This window comes from Neobacillus vireti, from assembly GCF_036962465.1.
Classification (GTDB): Bacteria; Bacillota; Bacilli; order Bacillales; family Cytobacillaceae; genus Neobacillus; species Neobacillus vireti_B.
Genome location: NZ_JBALNF010000061.1, coordinates 1 through 22,427, shown reverse-complemented (window position 1 = coordinate 22,427; position 22,427 = coordinate 1). Strand labels below are relative to the sequence as shown.

The 22,427-nt window shown below is 32.9% G+C and carries 25 protein-coding genes; 20 read left to right on the top strand and 5 right to left on the bottom strand.

The window, feature by feature from the left end; all coding sequences use genetic code 11:
* Positions 1-8 precede the first annotated feature (8 nt).
* Positions 9-389 carry a YidH family protein gene (locus V7077_RS22205; protein ID WP_335505990.1) on the top strand — a complete coding sequence of 127 codons (381 nt, stop codon included), beginning with the start codon at positions 9-11 and terminating at the stop codon, positions 387-389.
* A 119-nt stretch (positions 390-508) separates the two neighbouring features.
* On the opposite strand, the gene V7077_RS22200 is transcribed toward V7077_RS22205, so the two are convergent.
* Positions 509-907: a hypothetical protein gene (locus tag V7077_RS22200; RefSeq protein ID WP_335505988.1), complete on the bottom strand. Its 399-nt coding sequence runs from the start codon at positions 905-907 to the stop codon at positions 509-511.
* 969 nt (positions 908-1,876) lie between these two features.
* Here V7077_RS22200 and V7077_RS22195 point away from each other — a divergent pair.
* The 6 genes from V7077_RS22195 (at position 1,877) to V7077_RS27815 (ending at position 9,858) form a co-directional block, all read left to right on the top strand.
* On the top strand, positions 1,877-3,373 hold the full coding sequence (locus tag V7077_RS22195; RefSeq protein WP_335505986.1) for a glycine betaine uptake BCCT transporter: 1,497 nt from the start codon (positions 1,877-1,879) through the stop codon (positions 3,371-3,373).
* Between the two features lie 325 nt (positions 3,374-3,698).
* On the top strand, positions 3,699-5,318 hold the full coding sequence (locus V7077_RS22190) for an ABC1 kinase family protein (RefSeq protein WP_335505984.1): 1,620 nt from the start codon (positions 3,699-3,701) through the stop codon (positions 5,316-5,318).
* Positions 5,319-5,371: 53 nt separating this feature from the next.
* Positions 5,372-6,943: a cation:proton antiporter gene (locus tag V7077_RS22185; RefSeq protein WP_335505982.1), complete on the top strand. Its 1,572-nt coding sequence runs from the start codon at positions 5,372-5,374 to the stop codon at positions 6,941-6,943.
* A 144-nt stretch (positions 6,944-7,087) separates the two neighbouring features.
* Positions 7,088-8,434 carry a TrkH family potassium uptake protein gene (locus V7077_RS22180; RefSeq protein ID WP_335505980.1) on the top strand — a complete coding sequence of 449 codons (1,347 nt, stop codon included), beginning with the start codon at positions 7,088-7,090 and terminating at the stop codon, positions 8,432-8,434.
* Positions 8,435-8,464: 30 nt separating this feature from the next.
* Entirely contained in the window at positions 8,465-9,124 is a 660-nt protein-coding gene (locus tag V7077_RS22175; RefSeq protein WP_335505978.1) for a potassium channel family protein, read from the top strand.
* A gap of 227 nt (positions 9,125-9,351) precedes the next feature.
* Positions 9,352-9,858, top strand: a complete 507-nt coding sequence (locus V7077_RS27815) for a CBO0543 family protein (protein WP_420489698.1) — start codon at positions 9,352-9,354, stop codon at positions 9,856-9,858.
* A 52-nt stretch (positions 9,859-9,910) separates the two neighbouring features.
* On the opposite strand, the gene V7077_RS22170 is transcribed toward V7077_RS27815, so the two are convergent.
* Positions 9,911-10,498: a DUF421 domain-containing protein gene (locus V7077_RS22170; RefSeq protein ID WP_335505976.1), complete on the bottom strand. Its 588-nt coding sequence runs from the start codon at positions 10,496-10,498 to the stop codon at positions 9,911-9,913.
* Between the two features lie 394 nt (positions 10,499-10,892).
* Here V7077_RS22170 and V7077_RS22165 point away from each other — a divergent pair, with 394 nt between their 5' ends.
* From V7077_RS22165 to V7077_RS22155, 3 genes are read left to right on the top strand one after another with little or no spacing between them, the layout of a single operon-like run.
* Entirely contained in the window at positions 10,893-12,236 is a 1,344-nt protein-coding gene (locus V7077_RS22165; RefSeq protein ID WP_335505974.1) for a spore germination protein, read from the top strand.
* 43 nt (positions 12,237-12,279) lie between these two features.
* Positions 12,280-13,374, top strand: a complete 1,095-nt coding sequence (locus V7077_RS22160; RefSeq protein ID WP_335505972.1) for a GerAB/ArcD/ProY family transporter — start codon at positions 12,280-12,282, stop codon at positions 13,372-13,374.
* Positions 13,371-14,468 carry a Ger(x)C family spore germination protein gene (locus V7077_RS22155; RefSeq protein WP_335505969.1) on the top strand — a complete coding sequence of 366 codons (1,098 nt, stop codon included), beginning with the start codon at positions 13,371-13,373 and terminating at the stop codon, positions 14,466-14,468. The genes V7077_RS22160 and V7077_RS22155 overlap by 4 nt, the downstream gene beginning before the upstream one ends.
* A 110-nt stretch (positions 14,469-14,578) precedes the next feature.
* On the opposite strand, the gene V7077_RS22150 is transcribed toward V7077_RS22155, so the two are convergent.
* Positions 14,579-14,863: a hypothetical protein gene (locus V7077_RS22150; protein WP_335505967.1), complete on the bottom strand. Its 285-nt coding sequence runs from the start codon at positions 14,861-14,863 to the stop codon at positions 14,579-14,581.
* 811 nt (positions 14,864-15,674) lie between these two features.
* On the opposite strand from V7077_RS22150, the gene V7077_RS22145 reads away from it, so the two are divergent.
* A complete protein-coding gene (locus V7077_RS22145; RefSeq protein ID WP_335505965.1) occupies positions 15,675-15,944 on the top strand; it encodes a hypothetical protein in 270 nt (89 codons plus the stop codon).
* Between the two features lie 333 nt (positions 15,945-16,277).
* On the opposite strand, the gene V7077_RS22140 is transcribed toward V7077_RS22145, so the two are convergent.
* Positions 16,278-16,607, bottom strand: a complete 330-nt coding sequence (locus tag V7077_RS22140) for a four-helix bundle copper-binding protein (RefSeq protein WP_335505963.1) — start codon at positions 16,605-16,607, stop codon at positions 16,278-16,280.
* Positions 16,608-17,051: 444 nt separating this feature from the next.
* On the opposite strand from V7077_RS22140, the gene V7077_RS22135 reads away from it, so the two are divergent.
* The 4 genes from V7077_RS22135 (at position 17,052) to V7077_RS22120 (ending at position 18,873) form a co-directional block, all read left to right on the top strand.
* Positions 17,052-17,237 carry an amino acid transporter gene (locus V7077_RS22135; protein WP_335505961.1) on the top strand — a complete coding sequence of 62 codons (186 nt, stop codon included), beginning with the start codon at positions 17,052-17,054 and terminating at the stop codon, positions 17,235-17,237.
* Positions 17,238-17,371: 134 nt separating this feature from the next.
* Positions 17,372-17,569 (top strand): DUF6366 family protein, encoded by a 198-nt coding sequence (locus V7077_RS22130; protein ID WP_335505959.1) that lies wholly within the window; start codon positions 17,372-17,374, stop codon positions 17,567-17,569.
* 129 nt (positions 17,570-17,698) lie between these two features.
* The gene (locus tag V7077_RS22125; RefSeq protein WP_335505956.1) at positions 17,699-17,902 is read left to right on the top strand and encodes a hypothetical protein; all 204 of its coding nucleotides are present in this window, start codon (positions 17,699-17,701) and stop codon (positions 17,900-17,902) included.
* Between the two features lie 137 nt (positions 17,903-18,039).
* A complete protein-coding gene (locus tag V7077_RS22120) occupies positions 18,040-18,873 on the top strand; it encodes an STAS domain-containing protein (protein WP_335505954.1) in 834 nt (277 codons plus the stop codon).
* Between the two features lie 62 nt (positions 18,874-18,935).
* Here V7077_RS22120 and V7077_RS22115 read toward each other — a convergent pair whose 3' ends face one another.
* Complete coding sequence (locus tag V7077_RS22115; protein WP_335505952.1) at positions 18,936-19,154, bottom strand: hypothetical protein; 219 nt, start codon at positions 19,152-19,154, stop codon at positions 18,936-18,938.
* A 288-nt stretch (positions 19,155-19,442) separates the two neighbouring features.
* On the opposite strand from V7077_RS22115, the gene V7077_RS22110 reads away from it, so the two are divergent.
* The 5 genes from V7077_RS22110 to V7077_RS22090 all read left to right on the top strand — a co-directional run bounded on the left by V7077_RS22110 (position 19,443) and on the right by V7077_RS22090 (position 22,233).
* Positions 19,443-19,931 (top strand): CBO0543 family protein, encoded by a 489-nt coding sequence (locus V7077_RS22110; protein ID WP_335505950.1) that lies wholly within the window; start codon positions 19,443-19,445, stop codon positions 19,929-19,931.
* A gap of 439 nt (positions 19,932-20,370) precedes the next feature.
* The gene (locus tag V7077_RS22105) at positions 20,371-20,823 is read left to right on the top strand and encodes a MarR family winged helix-turn-helix transcriptional regulator (RefSeq protein WP_335505948.1); all 453 of its coding nucleotides are present in this window, start codon (positions 20,371-20,373) and stop codon (positions 20,821-20,823) included.
* 24 nt (positions 20,824-20,847) lie between these two features.
* Positions 20,848-21,366, top strand: a complete 519-nt coding sequence (locus V7077_RS22100) for a GNAT family N-acetyltransferase (RefSeq protein WP_335505945.1) — start codon at positions 20,848-20,850, stop codon at positions 21,364-21,366.
* A 22-nt stretch (positions 21,367-21,388) separates the two neighbouring features.
* Positions 21,389-22,012 carry an FMN-binding negative transcriptional regulator gene (locus V7077_RS22095; RefSeq protein ID WP_335505943.1) on the top strand — a complete coding sequence of 208 codons (624 nt, stop codon included), beginning with the start codon at positions 21,389-21,391 and terminating at the stop codon, positions 22,010-22,012.
* 59 nt (positions 22,013-22,071) lie between these two features.
* The gene (locus V7077_RS22090; RefSeq protein WP_335505941.1) at positions 22,072-22,233 is read left to right on the top strand and encodes a hypothetical protein; all 162 of its coding nucleotides are present in this window, start codon (positions 22,072-22,074) and stop codon (positions 22,231-22,233) included.
* The last annotated feature ends 194 nt before the right edge of the window (positions 22,234-22,427 follow it).

The following is a 22,427-nucleotide window of genomic DNA, read 5'->3' as shown; positions in this document are numbered from 1 at the left end:
GGATGAGAATGTTTGATAACGATAAACATACTACTGATTCAAAATATATCCAGCAGCATTTAGCGAATGAACGTACTTACTTAGCTTGGATTAGGACAAGTATCACCATTATTGGGGTTGGTTTTTTAATTACTAACCTTCATTTTTCTTCGCTCACTGAAAACATAGTAATTGGGAATAGATTAGCTCAAACAATTGGATTAGCTTCTATATTTGTAGGAATCATTACCCTATTGATGTCCACCCTTGGATATTTTAAAAAGGGGAATGCTATTAATCAACAAACTTTTATATTCCCTCGATTCTTGATATTATTTTTATCGCTTATACTACTGTTTATCTTTCTGGTTTTCGGTATTTATTATTTATTTGCTTGGGGATTGTTATAAGAAAAAGGGATTCTATTTAGGATCCCTTTAAATGTATGTATACAATCTTTTAACAGCTTTCTTTTCATTTAGTTAGCCAGTAAATGGGTAATTACATAATAAAGAATCACATTATTATTTTATTGAATAATTTTGCCCAGTGTATAAGCATCTAAAACGGAATTCACTATCTCATTGGTTGAGACGTTTGTGCCTTTTACCTCAAGAAATTTATTTCCGCTACTAGTAATAATCAGAATCGCAGGTGATTTTTTAATCCCTAGATTAAAAAATTCAAATGGATTCTTACTTTGTCGAAATACTACTAAATTATTATCGATAGGGGAATCCAATCTCCTAAGTTTTATAATAGCATCATAATATTTTTCCTCATTAAAATAGTTAGATAAACTTAAAAATAAAATGACCTTATTATTGTATTCTTTATAAGTAATTTTAGTGTCTAGTGGAGAGTTTTCTATTGAAGTTTGGGTTAATAGGATGATGGTACAGAATAACAATAAACCTATTTTTTTCATTAGCAACTCCTTAAATTAATTATTTGATTAGAAACCTAGGTAATCTCTATTAAAATCTTCCAACTTTATTTTACATTTTAAGTTGTTAATTTTAAAGTATAAAAAACAGATGTCGTTTTTTACCACTTATGTTAGAAAGATGGTTGTAGTTTATGAATTGTTCTTTTAAAAAAGATTTTCCAAATTTTATGGTGATGTGATACATATTTAAAATAAATATAAGTGTACTTGGAAGAGCCTGTCACCAATGGGATTTTATACCCTTTGATGATGGGCTTTTTTGCTTGCGTTTTTTTTTTAGCTATTACGGTGGTTTGGCTCATTTAACTTAAATTAGAATTGAGGGATTAAAATGAATCAAAAAATAAGATGTATCGCATGTTTCAGAGTGTTATCTATTGCTTTTATTATTTTTCTTAAGAATTTGTTGGTATAAGCTACGCAGAAATCCCCTAAAGAAGATTAGGAAAAGGTATGGGGGAAATAGGGGGGAGGTTTAGAAAGAGCCTTTTTGAATTAGATGGCTTGTTAGATAAAGATTGGATATTGTTGTCAAAGCCTTTATTCGTCAATTCGAGGACCTAACAGATAAATGATTGGTATTGATTTGAAATCTTTGTTAGAATTTCCAATATGAAAGGTGGTGAGAAGATTTATATAAGCGGAAATTTCGACAAATCCACTAAGTTGCTTTTCCTAATTTCGTGATGTTTTCTTGGCTACAGAAGGGGTACTTCATGTTTCCGGAGTTTTTTGAACCTAGTTTTTTTGTTTTAGGTTTGGTGGTTAAGTTAACTTAATTTGCGAAAGTACGAAAAATAATTTAATGTCGAATAAAATTAATGCCTTTTATATTTATTTTTTAGGCCTATTTTATTTCCCCTTCATTCTAATTACATTTTAATTAGAGAATCAAAATGTACTCATAACTATATTCAATCAGGAGACAATTTTAGTAAGGGGGATTGCATGAAAAAAATATCACCAGTATTTACAATATCCGTTATTATTACAGCAGTTTTCATTTTGTGGGGAATTATTCCGAACAGTAACCTTGATAGCGTAACCCAAGTCATACAGGGAATGGTTTTGCAGAAATTTGGTTGGTTCTATATGTTATCAGCTACCGCATTTCTGGTCTTTGTGGTATTTTTAATTTTCTCGAAATACGGAAATATCCGTTTAGGCAAAGATACTGATAAACCAGCTTATGGTTATATTACATGGTTTGCTATGCTTTTTAGTGCAGGTATGGGAATTGGACTAGTTTTCTGGGGTGTAGCTGAGCCCTTATATCATTATTACTCTCCACCTTTTATAGAGGGGAAGACAGCAGAAGCTGCAAGAACTGCTATGAGATATTCCTTTTTCCATTGGGGGCTTCATCCATGGGCCATATACGCTGTTATCGGACTTGCACTTGCTTATTTTCAATTCAGAAAAGACGAGCCAGGTGTAATCAGTTCTCTGTTAAGACCGATTTTAGGCGATAAGGTTAACGGCCCAATTGGAGTAATCTTAGATTGCATAGCAGTTTTTGCCACCGTATTTGGTGTGGCAACCTCATTAGGACTTGGGGCAATTCAAATTAGTGGCGGTCTCTCTCATACATTCTCTAAAGTAGATAATAATTTTTCCACGCAGTTAATCATTATTGGTATTGTCACTGTACTATTTATGCTTTCAGCTCAAACAGGTCTAAATAAGGGTATTAAGTATTTGAGCAGCCTTAATATTTTTCTTGCAATTGCTCTTCTTTTATTTTTATTATTTATTGGCCCAACTAACTTTATCATGGATTTATTTACTACCACTCTTGGTTCCTATATACAAAACCTGCCTTCAATGAGTTTTCGTCTAAGTCCTTTTTATAAGGATATGACCTGGTTCCAAGATTGGACTATCTTTTATTGGGCATGGTGGATTGCGTGGGCTCCATTTGTGGGTACCTTTATTGCCCGTATATCTAAGGGAAGAACGATAAGGGAATTTGTAATTGGTGTTTTGTTGGTTCCAACTATTTTTGGTGCTTTGTGGTTCTCGGTTTTTGGGGGAACAGGGATTTACCTTGAGTTTTTTGAACATAAGGAACTTATGGAGGTAATTAACAAGAAAGGGAGCGAAGTAGCACTCTTTACTATGTTTGAGAATTTCCCGTTCTCAAACGTGCTTTCTTTATTAGCTATATTTCTCATTAGCACTTTCTTTATTACTTCAGCAGACTCAGCTACATTTGTACTTGGCATGCAAACCACGAACGGAAGCCTTAACCCGACTAATAAAGTGAAGTTTGTTTGGGGAATAATCCAATCAAGTACTGCAGCAATTTTATTATGGACAGGAGGGCTAGAGGCATTACAAAGGGCCTCGATCATTGCAGCCTTTCCTTTTACCATTGTAATGCTTCTAATTGTATTTTCACTTCTTAAAGCACTAAGCAAGGATCAAACGTTCGATAGAAATTAGATTTTATATCGTCTCTCCTCATTCTGGGGGGACTTTTTTTAATTATATGACTTTTATTAAATATTCTTTTTAAGTCTGGATTGTGTAGTTCCTAAAATCTAACATCTGATAATTACAAAGTTTTCTTTGATTTGTTCAAGAAAAAGATATTCCAAATTTTATGGTGATGTGATAATATTTAAAAATAAATATAAGTGAACTTGGAGGAGCCTGTCACCAAGGGGATTTTATGCCCTTTGCTGATGGGCTTTTTTGCTTTCGTTTTTTTAAAAAGCTATTACGGTGGTTGGGCTTATTTAACTTAAATTAGAATTGTGGGGATTAAATGAAACAAAAAAATAAGATGTATCGCATGTTCAGAGTGTTATCTATGGCCTTTGTTATTTTTCTTCAAATTTATTGGTATAAGTTACGTAGAAAACCTAAGGAAGATTATGAAAAGTTTTGGGGGAAAATAGGGGGAAGGTTTCGAAAGACCCTGTTTGAATTAGAAGGCTTGCTCATAAAGATTGGACAGATATTAAGTGCTCGGGCAGATTTGTTGCCAAAAGCCTTTATTCGTCAAATCGAGGACCTAACAGATAAAGTCCCTCCGTCAAATTGGACAGAAATCCAAAAAATACTTGATAAAGAATGGGGTGATTTATTTGACCAAAACTTTTATTACATTGACAAACAGGCTGTTGCTTCAGCATCCATCGGTGAAGTGTATAAAGGTATCCTCAAAAATGGATCTATTGTTGCTATTAAAGTGAAACGACCTAATATCGACTCCATAGTACAAACTGATTTTCGTATTTTAAGTTTTATCATTTGGTTTGCTGAGCATTTTGTTCCGATTCCCAAAGGCTTTATAAATTTTAGAGCCTTATTTAAGGAACTAAGACAAGTGATTGAACAAGAACTCGACTATTCAAAAGAGTTCGACACCATTATGTATTTTAAAAATCGATTTAAAAATATGGATTTTGTACAAATTCCTTCTGTATATCCGGAACTCAGTACGCCAAATGTACTTGTAATGGAATGGTTGGAAGGAATACGTTTAACCCATATTGAAGAGCTGGAACTCTTAGAGGTTAGTCGCCAAGAAATTGCTCAAAGGCTTATAAAAGTCTTCATTCCCCACTGGCTTGAACCTGGCATTTTTCACGCAGACCCACATCCTGGAAACATTCTGATCTCAAAAGAAGGAAAAATTGTCTTACTTGACTTTGGAATGGTAGGGGAAATAACTAAAAAAGATGCAGCCCATCTTCAAGGTCTAATTGAGAGTTTGCTAACTAAGAATTATTCTAAGGCTGTTGATTATCTATACCATTTAGGTTTTTTACTTCCAGAAGCTGATTCTAGGATCATTGAAAAAGTATTAGCAGAATTTGTTTCATTTGAACCCTCACAACTAAAAGAAATGAACGTGATGGCATTTAAAATGGAATTAAACGACTTTATACAATCACTTCCGATTCAAGTTCCAACAAGGTTTGTATTTCTGGGTCGTTCGATTGTAACAATCGAAGGAATAATCCGTCAGATAGCTCCAGAATCTGAACTTATGGAACTAGGTAAACCAGTTTTCATTGAATGGATTAATAAACAAGGAAATAACAAATGGGCATTTGTTTGGAAATGGATTCAATCGCAATCTATCTTTAAGTTGTTTTATTCTGTTGAGGGCTTTTTAGAGGCACCTACTAAATTAGAGCAATACAAGGAGAAAGAACAAAGAAGACATTTTCAGTTTACAATCTATGAAAATAATAAGAAATATTGTTTTCAATTATCTCTCCTCGGTTTGGCAGGACTAGGAGCAGGTATTTACACCACACACAGTTTTATCTTAAATCTGTCTTTAGGTGTAATTGCTACCTCTGTTGCAGGGTATTTTATTAGTAGTATTAAACTTAAAAAATGGATGAAATACATGAATGAAAAACGCAGATAATAAGTAAGATCCTCACCCAGAAGAAATTAGCTTTAAAGGAGGTTATGTATAAATTGAATGAATTAGATTTACATCACATTTTTGAAATTGGTCTAATTCTAGTGATGATTGCAGCCGGTGTTACATCTATTGCTAAGAAGTTCAATCGCCCTTACCCGATAGCCTTAGTGGTTGTTGGAACGATTATTGGTTTAGTTAACATTCCGGTTTTAGAGCATTTAAAGGATTTTATTACTGAGGGTGAAGTTTTTAATTTTGTTATCATTACTCTGTTTTTGCCTGCATTATTAGGAGAGGCGTCACTAAAGCTTCCTTACTCACATTTAAAAGAGAATAAAAGTCCCATTCTTGCTCTGGCTTTTGGAGGTACGCTTTTATCTTTTTTGATAATTGGTATCTTCATGATATGGTTGTTGGATTTTTCCATTCCTAAAGCGTTTGTTTTTGCAGCTTTAATGAGTGCAACTGACCCAGTAAGTGTTATATCTATTTTCAAAAGTGTCGGAGTTAACAAAAGGCTTGCGACTGTTATTGAAGGTGAAAGTTTATTTAATGATGGATTGTCGGTTGTGCTTTTTAAAATTTCCGCTTTTTATTTACTTACATACCTAGACCTTGGAGCAATAGGTGTAGGCTATGGTTTGTGGGAGTTTTTTAAGGTAATCTCATTGGGGCTCATAATAGGAGGAGCACTTGGCTATGTTTTTTCTCAATTAACCAAACAATTTGATGATTATCCTTTGGAGATCATCTTCAGCATTATACTATTTTATGGCTCATTTTTATTAGCAGAATCTGTCCACGCGTCAGGTGTAATTGCTGTGGTGATTGCTGGTCTCATTTTTGGAAATTACGGAGCCAAAATTGGTATGAGTCCTACTACTAAGTTAAACATCAATAACTTTTGGGAAGTTACAGCGTTGCTAGCGAACTCAGTTGTTTTTTTAATGGTTGGATTAGAGATAACAAGGATAAATTTTAGTGACAAATGGGGATTAGTTTTATTAGCCATACTGATTGTGCTTGTAGCAAGAAGCATTGCGGTCTATGCCAGTTTATTATTTATGAAGAATTTTCCTTATGCTTGGAAGCATGTTATCAATTGGGGAGGTTTAAAAGGTTCCCTTTCGATTGCCTTAGCTTTAAGTCTTCCTCGTAATTTTCAAGGACGGGAAGACCTCTTAATTATTACATTTAGTGTCGTTCTCTTCTCTTTAGTATTTCAAGGACTTTCAATAAAACCACTTTTATCCTTCTTAGGAGTCAATAAAAAAGAGGGGGGATATAAGGAGTATGAAGAGCTTATTGCACAAGGGTACCGTTATGAGATTGCCATATCGGAAATAAAAAAAATTAGTAAGAAGTTATTCATTTCAGAAATGGCAACAAAGGAGCTGATAGCTCAATATGAACAAGAGTTATCAAGTTTGCAGATGAAAATGGAGCAGCTTTTAAAGAAGTATCCCAAATTGAAAGAAAAACAACAATCGATTCTACAAAAACATGCTTTATACGCACAATACGAAGCTGTTGAAAAATTGATAAAAGAAGATGTTATCTCTAATGAGGTAGCTGAACGAGAACACAGCCAAATAACAGAAAGACTAGTTAAATTAGAGGAATGACTTCTTAATTCATAAACATTTTAAATCAGGTGATAACTAATAAAGTAATACTCAAATTTAAGAAGCCATCTGAAAACAAAGTATCAGTGGCTTCTTTTGATACAAGGCATTGATTTAATTTCTAAGTTTTAAGGGAGAGAGAATATGACAGTGTTAAAAAGAAAAAGAAATTTGATTAAATTGAATCCCGCCCAAATTATTGTTATTGGTTTTGGAAGTTTAATTTTTTTAGGAACTTGTCTTTTTATGTTGCCAATTGCAACACATGAAAAGGGACAAGGACTAAGCTTTATAGATGCTTTATTCGAGGCAACTTCTGCTGTCTGTGTTACCGGGTTAGCCGTTGTAGATACAGGAACAACCTTTACCCTATTTGGCCAAATCGTTCTTCTTTCTTTGATTCAAATGGGCGGTTGGGGCTTTATGACAACAGGAATATTTATGTTCATTATTTTGGGAAAAAGGATCGGATTAAAGGAGCGTTTACTACTGCAAGATTCCTTAAATGTATTTACACTTTCAGGAGTGGTTCACTTAGTAAAGCGGATTATTCTCATTACTCTCATGGTGGAGTTGATAGGTGCCATAATTTTAGCGATCAGATGGGCTTTCGAGATGCCATGGAAGAAAGCCATCTATTATGGGTTTTTCCACTCTATCTCAGCCTTTAATAATGCCGGATTTGGTTTAGAATCTGACAGCCTTAGTAAATGGGTGGGAGATCCAACTATCAATATTGTAATAACCCTCCTTTTTATTATTGGAGGTATTGGTTTTACAGTAATCCTAGACCTCTATAGAAAAAAATCAATACGTAAATTATCTTTGCACTCTAAAGTCGCTTTATTGATGACAATTATTCTAAACATTGTAGGAACTTTAATCATATTGGTTTCAGAATATGATAATTCCAATACGATTGGAAACTTTGGGTTAGGAAATAAACTCTGGGCATCGTATTTCCAAGGAGTGGTGCCAAGAACAGCAGGGTTTAATACCATAGATATTTCACAACTGACCATTTCATCTCAAGTATTCATGATGGCCTTAATGTTTATAGGAGCCTCATCTGGATCTACTGGCGGAGGGATAAAAGTAACCACTTATGCTATTATCATTTTTGCCTTTTGGACAGTACTGACGAATCGAAATGATGTAAATATCTTCCGAAGAAGAATTTCATGGCAGTATGTGAATAAGGCTTTATCCATAGTAGTTGCAGCCATTAGTTTTATTTTCATCATTTTCTTTTTATTGACCTATACAGAAAAGGCAGAAATGAGCAAAATCTTATTTGAAACTATTTCAGCCTTTGGTACTGTTGGTTTAACAGCAGGGTTAACACCGGATTTAACACCAATTGGTAGAATATTGATTACTATCATGATGTTTATAGGAAGACTTGGGCCCTTAACCATGGCTTTTGCACTTTTAAAAACACAAAAAGAATCAAAGATAAGATTTGCAGAAGAAAAAATATTAATTGGCTAGTAAAACTTTTTCTTATGGGGGAATGCAGAAATGGAAAAGCAAAGTTACGCAATTATTGGTTTAGGCCGTTTTGGAACGAGTATAGCATCTAAGTTATATGAAGCAGATCAAGAAGTACTGGGAATTGATATAAATGAAGATCGAGTAGAGGGTGGGAAAGAATTTGTTACACATGCTGTTGTACTTGATTCTACTGAAGAAGATTCGCTTAAATCTGTAGGTATTCGTAATTTTGATTATGTTATCGTTGCGATAGGAAATGACATGCAAGCAAGTATCTTAACCGTCTTGCTTTTAAAAGAATTAGGGATAAAAAAGATTATTGCCAAGGCCCTTAATAAACGCCATGGACAAGTTTTAGAAAAAGTGGGTGCTGATTGGGTTGTTTATCCTGAAAGAGATATGGGGGCACGTGTAGCACATCAAATCCTTACACCTAATGTATTAAATTATATTGAATTATCAAATGAATATAATATAGAGGAGATTGTAATCCCTCCAAGTATGTCAGGAAAAAGTCTACGAGATTTTGATTTAAGAGCAAAGTTTAATTTAAATGTCATTGCAATCGTTAAAAATCAGGATCTGATCATTTCACCTTCTCCTGATCAAATTTTAAATGACGGAGATAAAATTGCCGTTATCGGGCGGCGGGATAAAATAAATGATTTTGTAAATCTGAAGAATTAAAAGTCATGAATGTTGTAAGTGATCGGACACCTTCCAGTAATTTCAACAACCCTGGACGCATACAAAGAAAATGATGTTAGACTAAGAAGTTTTAGGAAAAAGTGAAGATTGCTTTAACCTTTCAACCGCACTGATAGGAAGGCAAAAGGGCAGTTCTTTGAATGATTTAACAAGAGATTCCATGATTCGCTGAATTAATTTACAATTATTGGTAAATACTTTTATTGGTGATTTATGTGCATATAGTTATTAATTTATTAACAATATTAGCAGCTTTAAGGTGGGGAGACTGGAAAAACATTAACAAGTATTATCCCACATTGCTTTATTTGCTGGTTGGAAACTTGTTGTATTTTTACTTATATGACAAAGATATGTTATGGGATTTTACGCCCGATTTCTCGGAAAAATGGGATAAAATACGTGAAATTATATATATATTTATAGCTTTTCCATGCAGTATTTTGCTTTATTTATCTAATATGCCTCAGACAAAAACAAAAAAATTACTACACATTATTTTATGGATAGTAATTTACTCATGCTTGGAATTGTTATGGCATCATTTTGGTCTGGTTAGTTACAATAGAGGATGGAATTTTTGGTGGTCTCTTGGTTTTGATTGTGTAATGTTCCCATTATTATTACTCCACAATAAAAGACCTTACGTCACACTAATTATCTCGCTTGCGTTTGTTTTGTTTTTAACATCCATATTTAGTCCGAAATGGTGATATATATTTTGAAAAAACAGGGTCTGCAATGCAGCCCTATCCTTGATTGTATTTAATGTAATTGATTAGGAACTTCTTTAGAATTTTCACCTATAATTACTTCATTAAAAATGTCATCCTTGTTATTCGAATTAGCTATATTTATTTGTGGAAAAGTAGCTTTCAAAACCCGTTCCAAATCTCCCATCGTGACTGGCCTGGCATGTGGCATCAAACTATAACCTAATTCTCCATTATTTTCAATCGTTCCAATTTGAACATCTTCTATCCGATTAATACCTGCCATTCTTAACCGTTTTTCCAAGTCATCCACAGAAATTCTTAATGATTTTAAGTTGTCTATTAAGAGTTTCCCTTCAGAAATTACAGGCACTGCTTCTCCTTTCAAAACCTTTTCTACTCCGTTCCAGCTGAGAGAAATCCATTCAGTAACTACCAGAAATCCAACAAAAGTAGCAGCAGCTAATATGGAGTTGCCAACCCCCTTTCCAGCTACTTCTCCACCAAGTACAGTTCCCAATGAAATGATTATTGCCAATTGTGGAACCGTCATTTGTGAAATGGATTTTCTTCCTCCTAATCGAAGTATAAACGTTCCTACGGCTGCAAATAGTATAGCTTCCCAAAAATATGTCCACATTTTAATTCCTCCATTTTTTAATTAATCTTATTTTTGTATTGTTAACAAATAAAAATACCCTAAGATTCTAATAACGGCTTCGGTTTTCGAGTGCAAATATCGAGTGCAAATACTAAATTAACACACCCTTTAGCAGTCCAATTCGCAACAGATTTGGACTGCTTCTATTGATATAAAACGGTTTTAATGAAATTAAGAGTGAATTTTCACCATAATTCGCCACCCTATTGACAAGTTGACAGAAGTTATTTATCACCGAGCACTTTCAATTTCTATATTGCCACAATGACCTTGTAAATTAAGATTCCTTAACACTCACTCTAAAAATCCTAATAATTAAGAAAAATAGGGAAAGAATATTCTTAAAAGATTTTAACAAATGGGGTTAAGGGTCATGTTTGGAAAACAAAATCAAGTAACACAAGTGAAAAAGGTGTTAGAAGAGAATTTTAAGGATACCGATGATTGTGTTTTCCGTCAGGTTGATAATGGAGAAGAAGAATTTGAAATGATTTTTCTGAAAAGTGTGATTGATAATAATAAAGTTCAAGAATTGCTTATTAAACCTTTTTTTGAAATTGGGAAAATAGAGACTTATGAAAAATATGTTCAAAGCCTTCCAGTTTTTAATCCCTATAAAGATGTAAAAGAAACAATTAAAAGTTTGCTACATGGAAGCATTGTTCTTCTTTTAAGAGATCAAGTCCACCTAGTTGAATTAAAAAAATCATCAAATAATAATGTACTTCCTGCCACAGTTGAAGCAACCATACTAGGTCCACAAAATTCTTTAAGCGAGAACATAGAAGTCAATTTAAATTTATTAAGAAATCGTTACCATCAAAACACTCTTAAATATGAAAAACTTCAATTAATAGGTTTGAGAACTAATTTAGAAGTAGCTATTTTATATGATTCTGAAGTTGTCCAATCTGAGACTTTACAGAAAGTTAAAAAAGAGATAAATCATGTTGACGCAAATATTATCCAATCGACTGGAGAACTTTCTCGTATTTTGATGAAGCGGAAACATCTTTTGTTTCCTCGTTTGATAACTACGGAAAGACCGGATAGAATAGCATACAATCTCTTACAGGGGAAAATTGTCATCTTACTTGAAGGAACGCCTTTTGCACTTTTGGGTCCTGCATCGTTTTTTGACTTTATGAGTACCATGGAAGATTTTTATCAACCTTTTTGGGTTTCTAAGTTCTTAATTATTTTGCGATATGTAGGTCTTATTACAAGCTTAGTTTTACCAGCAGCTTATGTAGGCATCACGTCATATAACCCTGAAATTTTTAGGATACAATTTGCATTATCAATAGCTGGAAGCAGAGCTAATGTCCCTTATCCATCCTTTATTGAGGTATTGTTTATGCTTATAACAATGGAGATGCTCATAGAAGCATCCATTCGTTTACCAAAAACGATTGGGTCAACAGCAACTACTGTTGGTGGGTTAATCTTAGGCCAAGCAGCTACTGAAGCAGGCATGGTTTCTAATATAATGATTATCATTGTTTCCGCAGTAGCAATAAGTAATTTTGTAATACCAATCAATGAAATGAGCTTAACAATCAGAGTCGCAAAGTATTTTTTACTCTTATTAACGACACTCACTGGGATCATTGGATTAATAGTAGGTTGTCTAGGCTTACTTTTTTACGTTATAAGTTTAGATAGTTTAGGTCAGCCATTTTTAAAAGTAGTCTATTCTGAAAAGAAAAGACCTTAGACTATAATCCGTATTTTGATTAGGAAGGGAGGAAGAAGGGAAGGTGAATCGTTATTTTTATTATTTAATTATTGTCAACATGCTAATAAATGTTGTGGCGTATGTACCGAGATATTTAATCGAACAACGATTCAATGGAACGATTATGTCGATTATTATTGGAGTAATCATTACAATTGTTTTTCTCTATGTTTTTTCTAATAGCCTTTCCCAATTCCCTGGACTAGGACAACCAGAAATTATAAAAAAGTATACTTCAAAATGGTTTTCTGTACCTTTTTTGTTTTTTGTAGGAATCCTTTTTTATGTTTCGGGATGGTTTGTTTTATTAGCTTTTATCAATATTTCAAAAATGTTTATTAGCCCCGAAATGTCCACATTTTTAATCAGTTTTTTGTTTTTAGTTTTAGTTGGCTTTGGGTCTATGATTAAAACTGAACGAATTTTATATGCATTGGAAATTGTCATTTTATTTAGCATTCCATTAATCATAATTATATTTTTTAAGTCGATTTTCAATCCCTATTTTAAGTGGGATGGTGTAAAAATTGTATTTACTCATTTTCAAGAAAAACCATCTTTTACTGGTATTGGTACTGCATCCTATTCTTTACTTGGATATTATTATTTAGGTATCTTTAATAGGTCGTTTAAAAAGAAAGTAAAACCTTTAAAATTTTATCAAGCGTTTGGAATAGGAATTGTTGGTCTATTAAATTTATTTACATCTGTATTCGTACCTCTTGGCTTGAACGGGATTGATACCATTGATAATTATACCTTTCCTTGGATTGCAACTGCAGACTCTATGCATATGGAATTTGGATTCATTGAACGAGTCCTTTTTTTATTTTTATTATTATATATTGGCATGGCTCTAGTAGGGGTAATCATCTCTTGGCATGTAAGTCTAGAGTATTTTAAAAGTTGTACGCCTCAAATAAATTGGAAAAATATTAATGTGGTCAAATATTGTTATGTTCTTATATTTATTACAATAATCCTTATCTGTAGTAATTTTTTAGATGAAACAGATGTTTATTATATAACGAAGTTATATTTTTCCTTATTGGTATTTGTAAATGTTTTTGTTACAGCACTTATGTTTTGGATTAAAAGGAGGGCAAAAGTGGAATGAAGATTGTTATTTTGCTATCCATGTTAGGTATGAATTGTATTTTATGTGGGTTTGAGACTGGCTTTAAAGATATAGATAAACGGGCTTTTGTGGTTGCTGTCGGAGTAGACAAACCCAAAGAGGGAAAAAACGAGTACAGTGTTAGTTTGAAGATTGCTATACCAAGTTCGGATGCATCAACTCAAGATAAGTCATATGTTATAACTGAAGAGGCAAAATCGATTACCGAAGCTATAAGAGTTTTAAAATCCAAAACAGATAGGGAATTGGATTTTGGACATACCAAAGCGATTATTTTTGGAAGTGACGTTGTAAAAAAAGATCTTCGCAAAGTTATGGATTGGTTTATGCGGAGAAGAGATGTACAAAAAGTCGCTTATGTTGCAATCGGAAAACCATACGCAAAAACAGTTTTACAAGTTAAACCGAAAGATGAAAATATCCCTGCAAATTCTCTGTTCCTCTATTTTGGGGATGCCGGTACAGAAACTCCTTATATCTCTACCAACTATCTTTTTAATTTTTACAGGAGTCTCTGTGATCGAGGAATTGATGGGTACCTTCCTATAATAGATGTTCATAAAAATAGTTTTTTTATTAATACGGTCTCAGTCTTTAAAGGAAATAAAGAAGCTTTAATCTTATCTCAAGATGAGACAAAGACTTTTAATGCTATTCAAAGTAATAATAAAAAGGTAGATATAAAAGTTGAACAAGGGAGTTTATCATTTATGGTAACAACTCAAATGTTTAAAAGTGATTTTTCAATGAAAGAAGCTAATAAGAATAAGCCAGTGATACAATTAAAAACAAATATCAAAGGAACAGTGGAAGAGTCAACAGACACTCTTGATGATAAACAGCTTGAAAAATACGGAAAGTTAGCTTCAAAAACCTCCGAAAAAAGAATAAGAAATTTATTAACCAAATTTAAGGATAACAGGGTTGATCCATTAGGATTCGGGCTAATGTATAGAGCTTCAAGAGTAGGATCTGAGGATCAAAAATGGGAGAAATGGAAAAGAATTTATCCTGACATTCAATTTAATATTGAAGTTGAAACAACCATAAAGGGAACAGGGATAATAAAATAAGAAAAATGAAGGAAATCTAGGGAAAATTATTAAATCTGTACTAGAGAGTTCTTCCAAACGGAACTCCTACCAGAAAAAGTTTGATATGAATACGTTATTTAGTAAAAAAATTAATGTGACAGATTACCTGTTAACATATTAATAAGGTCAGTCAAAAACCACATTGGAAAAACGCTTATAGTAAATAAAAAATTCAGTATAAGTAGGATTGTTGAGTATTTTACTTTCTTCACAATCAGGATAATGCTTAAAATAATCCCAATTGGATTTGCTATCAATGTTATTTGCCAAGCAGTGGCAATTGGACTAGAATAAGGGTCTGCACTAAAAGTAATTACCCATCCTATAATTCCTGCAACGATTGTCATAAAAGCAACAAGCCTAATTAATTTCATTTTATATCCACCTCTGTAATTAATGTGAGGAAGACTCTAAAAAATTATTCAATTCCAATCGAGGAAGACATACTTCATTTAGGGCGATTTAGGATTATGTAAAGATTCATGAAGTTTATTTGACATACATTTTTTGTGTAAACTGGGATATTTTAAACTTTTTTAATGAGAAATATTGACAATCTATAAGCTGATATAGTGAAACAACAAATAAAATTGGCTGCTGAAGCAGCCATCCTTTTCAACAAACGCCCCTAATTTCTAACCCTATCTGATTTTCATCATCCTAATCAGCCACCTTATTTATCAAAACAGCAAGTGCTATCATAATGTTCCTAATTTCAGATAAAAAAAGACCATTACGCTGCGCGAGGTCCTCCTATTATGAATGTTAAAAATCTGACTAAACAAGCAATAACAATACAGAGTAACCCACCAAACCAAGGAAAAAAGCAAAGAAGCTACTTTTTCTTTCTTCTGGCAACTCTTCCTTTAGCACATTTAATATTATCCCTCCAGCTAAGAAGGCTGTGAGCAGGGAAATATAAACATCTTTTAACACCCATTTTTAGTTATGTTATTTAATTAACCTAAATCTACATAACAAAACCAAACTCGAAGGTTTAATCCTTGATTGATAAATTCAACCTATAAAACCGTACCTGTTAGTGGAATTAAAAAGGCATTCTCTGCAACGAATGGCTTTCAACCAATGCCCCTGTAGCTTTTCCCCGTTAACAAAATAACGGCTGCCTTTTTCCACCACAATAAATATGACATTACATAAAATATGTTACAGGATAGAAGGGGAATGGAGGAAAACAATGTGCCATCAGTAATTAATTTTGGAGGCTTAATTGTAAATTCTCAACAACCAAGTTCGGTTGTCAATGTAGGTGAAATGGTGATTAATGGAATGGATGCCAATAGAAAATATAATTTAAATATGGGGGGGGTTTATGGTATTAGTAATCTTAACGGAGGGAATTTAAATAACATAGTAGATAGCTTGGAAATGGTAGATGGTGCTATATTTGATCAAGATATTAAACCAAATATTGGTGGAGGAGGGAACATATAACCAATCACTTCATTATAATTTTCGAAGAATATGGATAGTTATGAAGAAAAAGGCCTTTGTGTGAGGCTTTTTTTCTTTATAGGTGGCTTAGGATCGGCTGGGACTTTATTCGGTAATTAATACGAATTTCTCCTTTATTTTTTGGCCAATAACTGGGTAAGATTAACTATTAAATGGTGTAAAGACTTTATACGGCAATAAATTTTGGGTTTATAGTTTGTTTTTCAGTAGTTCATTCTCAAACACATTTAAAACTTTTCATCGTACAAACTAAAAAAGTGCTTTCCTAAAAAAGGAAAGCACCGTTTATTTGGTAGTGTGATACCCACGAAATTACACAATTAACTGTCTACAAGCATCTGCACATTTTAAACAAGCATCTGCGCACTTTTGACAATGTTCATGCTGATGTTTATTACACTCGCTACCACATGCTTCGCAAATGGTTGCACACACTTGTGTTAATTCAGAAATAAATGGCGTCCCTCTGCCAATCGCTTGTTCTAAATAAGCACAAATATCCGCACATTCTCTGTCTAAGCGAATACATTCCGCCATCATATTCACATTTTCTTCCATTAGACAAGCATCGTAACAGTGATTACATGCAATCATACATTCATGTAGTGCTTCAATTACTGATTCATATTGCTCATGTGACATAAAAAAATCCTCCTTAAATTTTTTGCAATCTATACTACTTTACCCTAATGATTAGGGGGCAAACGTTTTTATCCATATTCAACTCCCTCAGTTTAATTGTGTGTTCCTTTGGAGATAATCACTCTTGGCAATTTTATGCTTACAAAAAATGGTGGAAAAATTGCTTCCATTTAATCTAAATGTTTTGGTATGTTTATGAGACAAAATGTAGTAGTTTTATAATTCAAGTTACATGCATAGTCCATTGGACAAAAGCCACAATTTGTTATGCTTTAAAACATCGAGTAGCACCATCAAAAATTATACTTGAGATGGCTTGTTGGCCAGGAAGGACCCAATGTACTGGTCGACTATCCCGGAAAAGATAAAAGTAAAAAGGAATTAATAAAAGAGAATACAATATAAAAAAGTAAATATGTTAAAATATGGTAAAGGAGTGATTGGATGGATAAAAATAAACCATTTAATGATGTAATAGACCACATTAACAAGATAGAAGGAAATATGGCATATGTTAGTAAGGATGCTATAAAAAAGCTGCCAAAAGCGATAAAACTTATTGGTTTCTTTATTGCTGGTTTCTTATCACTAACCATTTTGTTAATGATTATTTTAAATTTATTAACTTAACAACCCTAAATTTTAAAACTTGCTGCCAATCCTCTGGCGGCTTTTCTTTTGGAACGATCATTCTAGTGGAAGAAGGGTTAATTTTGAATTGTAGAGAATAAACGTTTAATAGGACTCATTTGGGGGGGAGATTTGTGAGTAAAGGAGACGAACAAGAAAAAAAACAAATAGAAGAAAATAAAAAAAATCCAACGGGTAACATAGGGGATTCTATAAACCGTTCAATGATTGGTAACTTGGGAGCATTATCACAAGGCGGCTGCCTTACCAAGATGATCACTGTGGTTATTATTATTGGAGGAATATTAATCCTTTCAAGGTGTACTAATTAAGCTGTTCTTCTAAAAGTATTTTAATTTGAGTAGTCAAATTTATTGATTTATTGCATTTTCTATTGTTTAAAAATCTTGCTAACTGGGAATATAATATTGATTATTTCATCAAGGCGAGGTCGATTATTAATGGAATCATTGCACCAAGTTAGAAAAAGAAAGAGGTACCATGTAAAAATGAACGGGAATAATCAGGAAGAACAGGTGGTCATAATAGCTTATTCTCCTGAAGAGATGAAAAGTTTAGTTCGCAAACTGTATAAGCATATAATAATTGATGATAAAGGATTACCATCAGGAGAAATTTCATTTGAGGCAACAGAACTACTATAAATAGGGCTGTAGCTTTTTTTTTGCCCTTAATAATCCTATTTGGCTGAAAAATGATATCAGAATAATAGACAGTTACTGAAGTGTTCTCTTTTTTAAGGTATAATCTTAATATATGGAAAAAGGAGGGTTATTGATAAGTGAGACTAGATAATAAAATAGCTACCTATTTCACAGAAAATGCATCTATACTAGCAGTACAAATAGTTGAAGGTGTTCTTCAAAAAATGAACTTAATCATTTCCAAAGAGGAAAAGCAGCAAGCAATCATCATGTACATAAAATTTTTTGAGTTTTTAGGACAGTCAATCTTAGAGGACTCAGTGGATGTAGCTGAGGACATTTTATCATGGAGTAAAAAGAACGCAGAGCAACAAGTTACTTCAGGAGGAAAAATATCTGAGATTACAGTTAGGTATCCGCCCACCAGAGAAGTATTTACTGACCTTATAACCAAACTCAGCGACGACTTTGGAATTTCATTAAAAGAGAGTAAATTGATTATTAAAAAGGTTAACTCCATGCTCGACGTCAGTTTAAACGAGACGATTTTAGCATTTGAAATGCTTTCAGAAAGATACGAGGAAAAGACAAAGAGAGAATTGGCAGAACTGTCGGCACCCGTTGTTCTGATTCAGGAGGGTGTCGCTGTTCTTCCATTAGTTGGTAAAATAGATTCTTATAGGGTTCATTATATTTTAGATAAGGGTGTTCCTAAAATCGCAGAGTTGCAATTACAATTCCTAATCATAGACTATTCAGGTATCATAGATCTCAATCAAGAACTAGTTAGCAACTTAAAATCAATCGGAGATATTTTGTGTTTGCTAGATATAGATGTTATTGTTACCGGGATGCGACCAGAGCTAGCCCTGACAGTTGTAAGAAGTGGCATGGACATGTCCTCTTATAAAACATTTGCCCATGTCAAGCATGCTCTTGAATGGATTAATCAAAAAGTAAACATGACGTAATTAAAAGTTTTGTATAAATCGAGCTGCCACTGGGCGGCTTTTTTTATTAAATTAGATTTGGATCAAGTCTTATTATTCGTCCGAATGGCTGCTTGTAATGGGACACTAAATTGTTGAGGAGCTGATAGTCCAACTAAGGTAGTTCCCACGGTAGTATATCCAATCGGAGCAGCTTGATGAACAATACCAGAACCACAACCAATTTGCAAAACTCCGCCATTGACCATTGTACCAATTTTTAAATAACGGACATCAAATATTTGTTCTAGATGTCTATCCATTACAATCACCTCAAGTTAATATATGACCAAGAGTGAGGTTCCATTCTAAAAATCAAATTAGCGTCAAAAGCAAACAAGAAATGACTAATATAGTGAAATATGGAGTCTTTAAAAAAATGTGATCAAAAGCAAATGAGATAGCTCATAGTACATTGGCTTTTATTAATTATTAACCAATCATTAATAAAATTTTACAGAAATTGTAAGGGATATTCTATAGAATAATATTGAACTGACAAGGACATCGTAATATTGACGATTAAACTCCCTTCGGAAGGATGTTTTTTTATGGAGAAAAAACTGTTAAATATACTCACCTCTTTATGTTATGTTTCCTTGCCATTTTTATTTAAAGGCTCAAAAATGAGAGAAAACCTTGTCATTTTTTTCTCAAAAGGGGTACTTGCTACACTTGTTGATGCTTATGTTGTTGGAACAAAAAGAGTTGAATATCCAATTCGTCCTTTTCCAAAAATTTTTAAAACCAATATTATTTATGACATACTATTTTTCCCAATTTTAAGTGTTATTTGGGTGAGAATTTCATACCATGATAAATTATGGAAAATATTACTGAAAAGTTTAATATTTAGTGTTCCCATGAGTTTAGGTCAGTGGTATATGGAAAAGAATACAAGATTATTTAAGTGGAATAAATGGACTCCATTTCATACCTTTGCTAGTGTAAACTTTACTTTGTTTACAATAAGAGGCTTTATTGGAATGGTAAAAATGTTGGATAAATTAAAGGGAAATCAAAAAATGACCACAAAGTAAAGACTTAATTTATAAAACTAGCGGATAACTTATTACTTAAAACTCACTTCGTGTTGATAGCAAAGATACGTTTTTATACATAAAAAGAACAAAGCCCTATGTATAGTAGTATTTTTGAAGATAGCTCTATACATAATTTAAGTTATAAACCCTTCCAATTCTGAATTTTTTTATCAGGAAAAATTCCACCGGCTATTTCATTTTCTGGGATAGCCTTCTCCATTCAATTTACTCCACTTTCACTTTGATTCGTTTTTATCTTTAACATTTGGCTAGATATAACTATGGTAATAATAATATTTCTAAAACAAAAAACATCTCTCATCTTACTTGACTACTTATTTATTTTTTTGTTGTAAATACAACAAAGTTAGGTTAAATTTAATTTATAGTAATTTTTATTGCATTTGCAACAAAATCATATGCTTAGGAGTTTATTATGAAGGAGATTCTACGTGAAATTGGAATGATTGCCAGGGCCTTAGATTCGATAAGCAATATAGAATTTAAAGAATATGACCTAACAAAGGGACAGTATTTATACCTTGTGCGAATATATGAAAACCCAGGTATCATTCAAGAAAAGGTAGCTGAGATGATTAAAGTTGATCGGACAACAGCAGCTCGCGCGATAAAAAAACTTGAAATGAATGGCTTTATTGACAAGAAAGATGATCAGCAAAACAAAAAAATAAAAAAGCTCTTTCCAACAGAGAAAGGGAAAAATGTTTATCCTTTTATAAGACGAGAAAATGACTATTCCAATAATGTCGCATTAGCTGGATTATCTGAAACGGAAGTAGAAACCATCTTCAATCTTCTTCAAAGAGTTAGAAAAAATATTGAACTAGATTGGGAATATGTGAAAAAAGGAAACAAGAGAAATTATTGATCACACAAAAGGAGCGATTATAAAATGACTATAACTATAAAAAAATGCACACTTGACGATTTACGTATACTTCAAGATATTAGTTATGAAACATTTGATGAGACATTTAAGGATCAGAATACACCCGAGAATATGAATGCCTATTTGGATAAAGCATTTAACGTAAACCAATTAGAACAGGAATTATCAAATAGTTCGTCACAGTTCTTCTTTGTTTATGTTAATAATGAAGTCGCTGGATATTTAAAGGTTAATGTCAATGAAGCTCAGTCTGAAGGTATGGGAAATGAATCACTTGAAATCGAGAGGATTTATGTAAGGAACAAATTTCAAAAACATGGGCTTGGTAAATTATTATTTAATAAAGCTATGGACATTGCAATGGAACATAATAAGAAAAAAATCTGGCTTGGTGTATGGGAAAAAAATGAAAATGCGATTGCTTTTTATAAGAAAATGGGGTTTGTTCAAAATGGTGCCCACTTTTTTTATATGGGTGATGAAGAACAAATGGACTTTATCATGATCAAAGCTCTCCTATAACTCTTTCAGAAAGGTGGATATTATGTATATCCCAAACTATTTTAAGGTCTCAAATATGGATGAAATTTGGGATTTTGTTCAAAAAAACGCTTTTGGCACGATTGTTACAACTGAACAAGGGAGGCCAATTGCCACTCATTTGCCTTTAGGGTTAAATAAAAAAGGTGATGATTACTATATTACAGGGCATATGGCTTATGGAAATCCTCAGTGGCGAACATTTAAAACCTGTAAAGATGTGCTTGTAATGTTTCAGGGACCTCATGCGTATGTTTCTTCTTCCTGGTATTCGCACGAAAATGTGCCGACTTGGAATTATCAGGCAATCCATATGTACGGAAAAGCTAGTATTTTAGAGAAAGATGAGTTAATAGAAGAATTATCAGGAATGTTGGAAAAATATGAACATAATCGAGAAAATCCCGTATTATGGGATAAACTTTCTCCTGAACTCCTAGAAAATCAACTAAAAGGAATTGTTGGTTTTAAGATTAAAGTGGAAGAAGTCCAGGCTGCTTATAAATTAAGCCAGAACCGAAATGAAACAGATTATACCAACATCATTGAAAAATTACAAAATGAAGGAAATTTCAATTCGAAACAAATTGCCGAGCAAATGGAAAAGAGACTGAAAAATCACCAATAAGCTCACCATTATTATATAATAGCTATAATTCGTGTGTTTATATACTTGGGGGTGTTGTTTTGATTTGGTTAATGATACTGTCACCAGTAATGATTGTTAGTGCGATAGTAATTTATTTGGGAAAAAAATCCGGGATGACTCCGCCAGAAGCGAGTCAACTGGGTGGAAAGCCAGATGAAGTAATAAACCCGATGCAAAATATGAATACTTTTGGACCATGATTAGCAATTTTCAAAACAATTTTACCTTGTTCCACTTATACTAACAGTTTACGAAAATATAAAAAGCCTGCATATTGATGTGTCCCCCTTAAGTTGGATAAAAAATCCCCCTTAAGGGGTTTTTTTTAGGGGATTTTGATCATAGAAACCTAAAAAAATCAAAGTATTTTCTAAAATTAACATTAAAATAACAA

Coding starts and splice junctions, on each gene's coding strand:
- V7077_RS22155 (WP_335505969.1), top strand. CDS start 13,371: ATGAAGATTGTTATTTTGCTATCCATGTTAGGTATGAATTGTATTTTA.
- V7077_RS22190 (WP_335505984.1), top strand. CDS start 3,699: ATGAAACAAAAAAATAAGATGTATCGCATGTTCAGAGTGTTATCTATG.
- V7077_RS22140 (WP_335505963.1), bottom strand. CDS start 16,607: ATGTCACATGAGCAATATGAATCAGTAATTGAAGCACTACATGAATGT.
- V7077_RS22125 (WP_335505956.1), top strand. CDS start 17,699: ATGGAATCATTGCACCAAGTTAGAAAAAGAAAGAGGTACCATGTAAAA.
- V7077_RS22175 (WP_335505978.1), top strand. CDS start 8,465: ATGGAAAAGCAAAGTTACGCAATTATTGGTTTAGGCCGTTTTGGAACG.
- V7077_RS22105 (WP_335505948.1), top strand. CDS start 20,371: ATGAAGGAGATTCTACGTGAAATTGGAATGATTGCCAGGGCCTTAGAT.
- V7077_RS22165 (WP_335505974.1), top strand. CDS start 10,893: ATGTTTGGAAAACAAAATCAAGTAACACAAGTGAAAAAGGTGTTAGAA.
- V7077_RS22180 (WP_335505980.1), top strand. CDS start 7,088: ATGACAGTGTTAAAAAGAAAAAGAAATTTGATTAAATTGAATCCCGCC.
- V7077_RS22115 (WP_335505952.1), bottom strand. CDS start 19,154: ATGGATAGACATCTAGAACAAATATTTGATGTCCGTTATTTAAAAATT.
- V7077_RS22100 (WP_335505945.1), top strand. CDS start 20,848: ATGACTATAACTATAAAAAAATGCACACTTGACGATTTACGTATACTT.
- V7077_RS22195 (WP_335505986.1), top strand. CDS start 1,877: ATGAAAAAAATATCACCAGTATTTACAATATCCGTTATTATTACAGCA.
- V7077_RS22150 (WP_335505967.1), bottom strand. CDS start 14,863: ATGAAATTAATTAGGCTTGTTGCTTTTATGACAATCGTTGCAGGAATT.
- V7077_RS22145 (WP_335505965.1), top strand. CDS start 15,675: ATGGAGGAAAACAATGTGCCATCAGTAATTAATTTTGGAGGCTTAATT.
- V7077_RS22170 (WP_335505976.1), bottom strand. CDS start 10,498: ATGTGGACATATTTTTGGGAAGCTATACTATTTGCAGCCGTAGGAACG.
- V7077_RS22095 (WP_335505943.1), top strand. CDS start 21,389: ATGTATATCCCAAACTATTTTAAGGTCTCAAATATGGATGAAATTTGG.
- V7077_RS22200 (WP_335505988.1), bottom strand. CDS start 907: ATGAAAAAAATAGGTTTATTGTTATTCTGTACCATCATCCTATTAACC.
- V7077_RS22205 (WP_335505990.1), top strand. CDS start 9: ATGTTTGATAACGATAAACATACTACTGATTCAAAATATATCCAGCAG.
- V7077_RS22135 (WP_335505961.1), top strand. CDS start 17,052: ATGGATAAAAATAAACCATTTAATGATGTAATAGACCACATTAACAAG.
- V7077_RS22110 (WP_335505950.1), top strand. CDS start 19,443: ATGGAGAAAAAACTGTTAAATATACTCACCTCTTTATGTTATGTTTCC.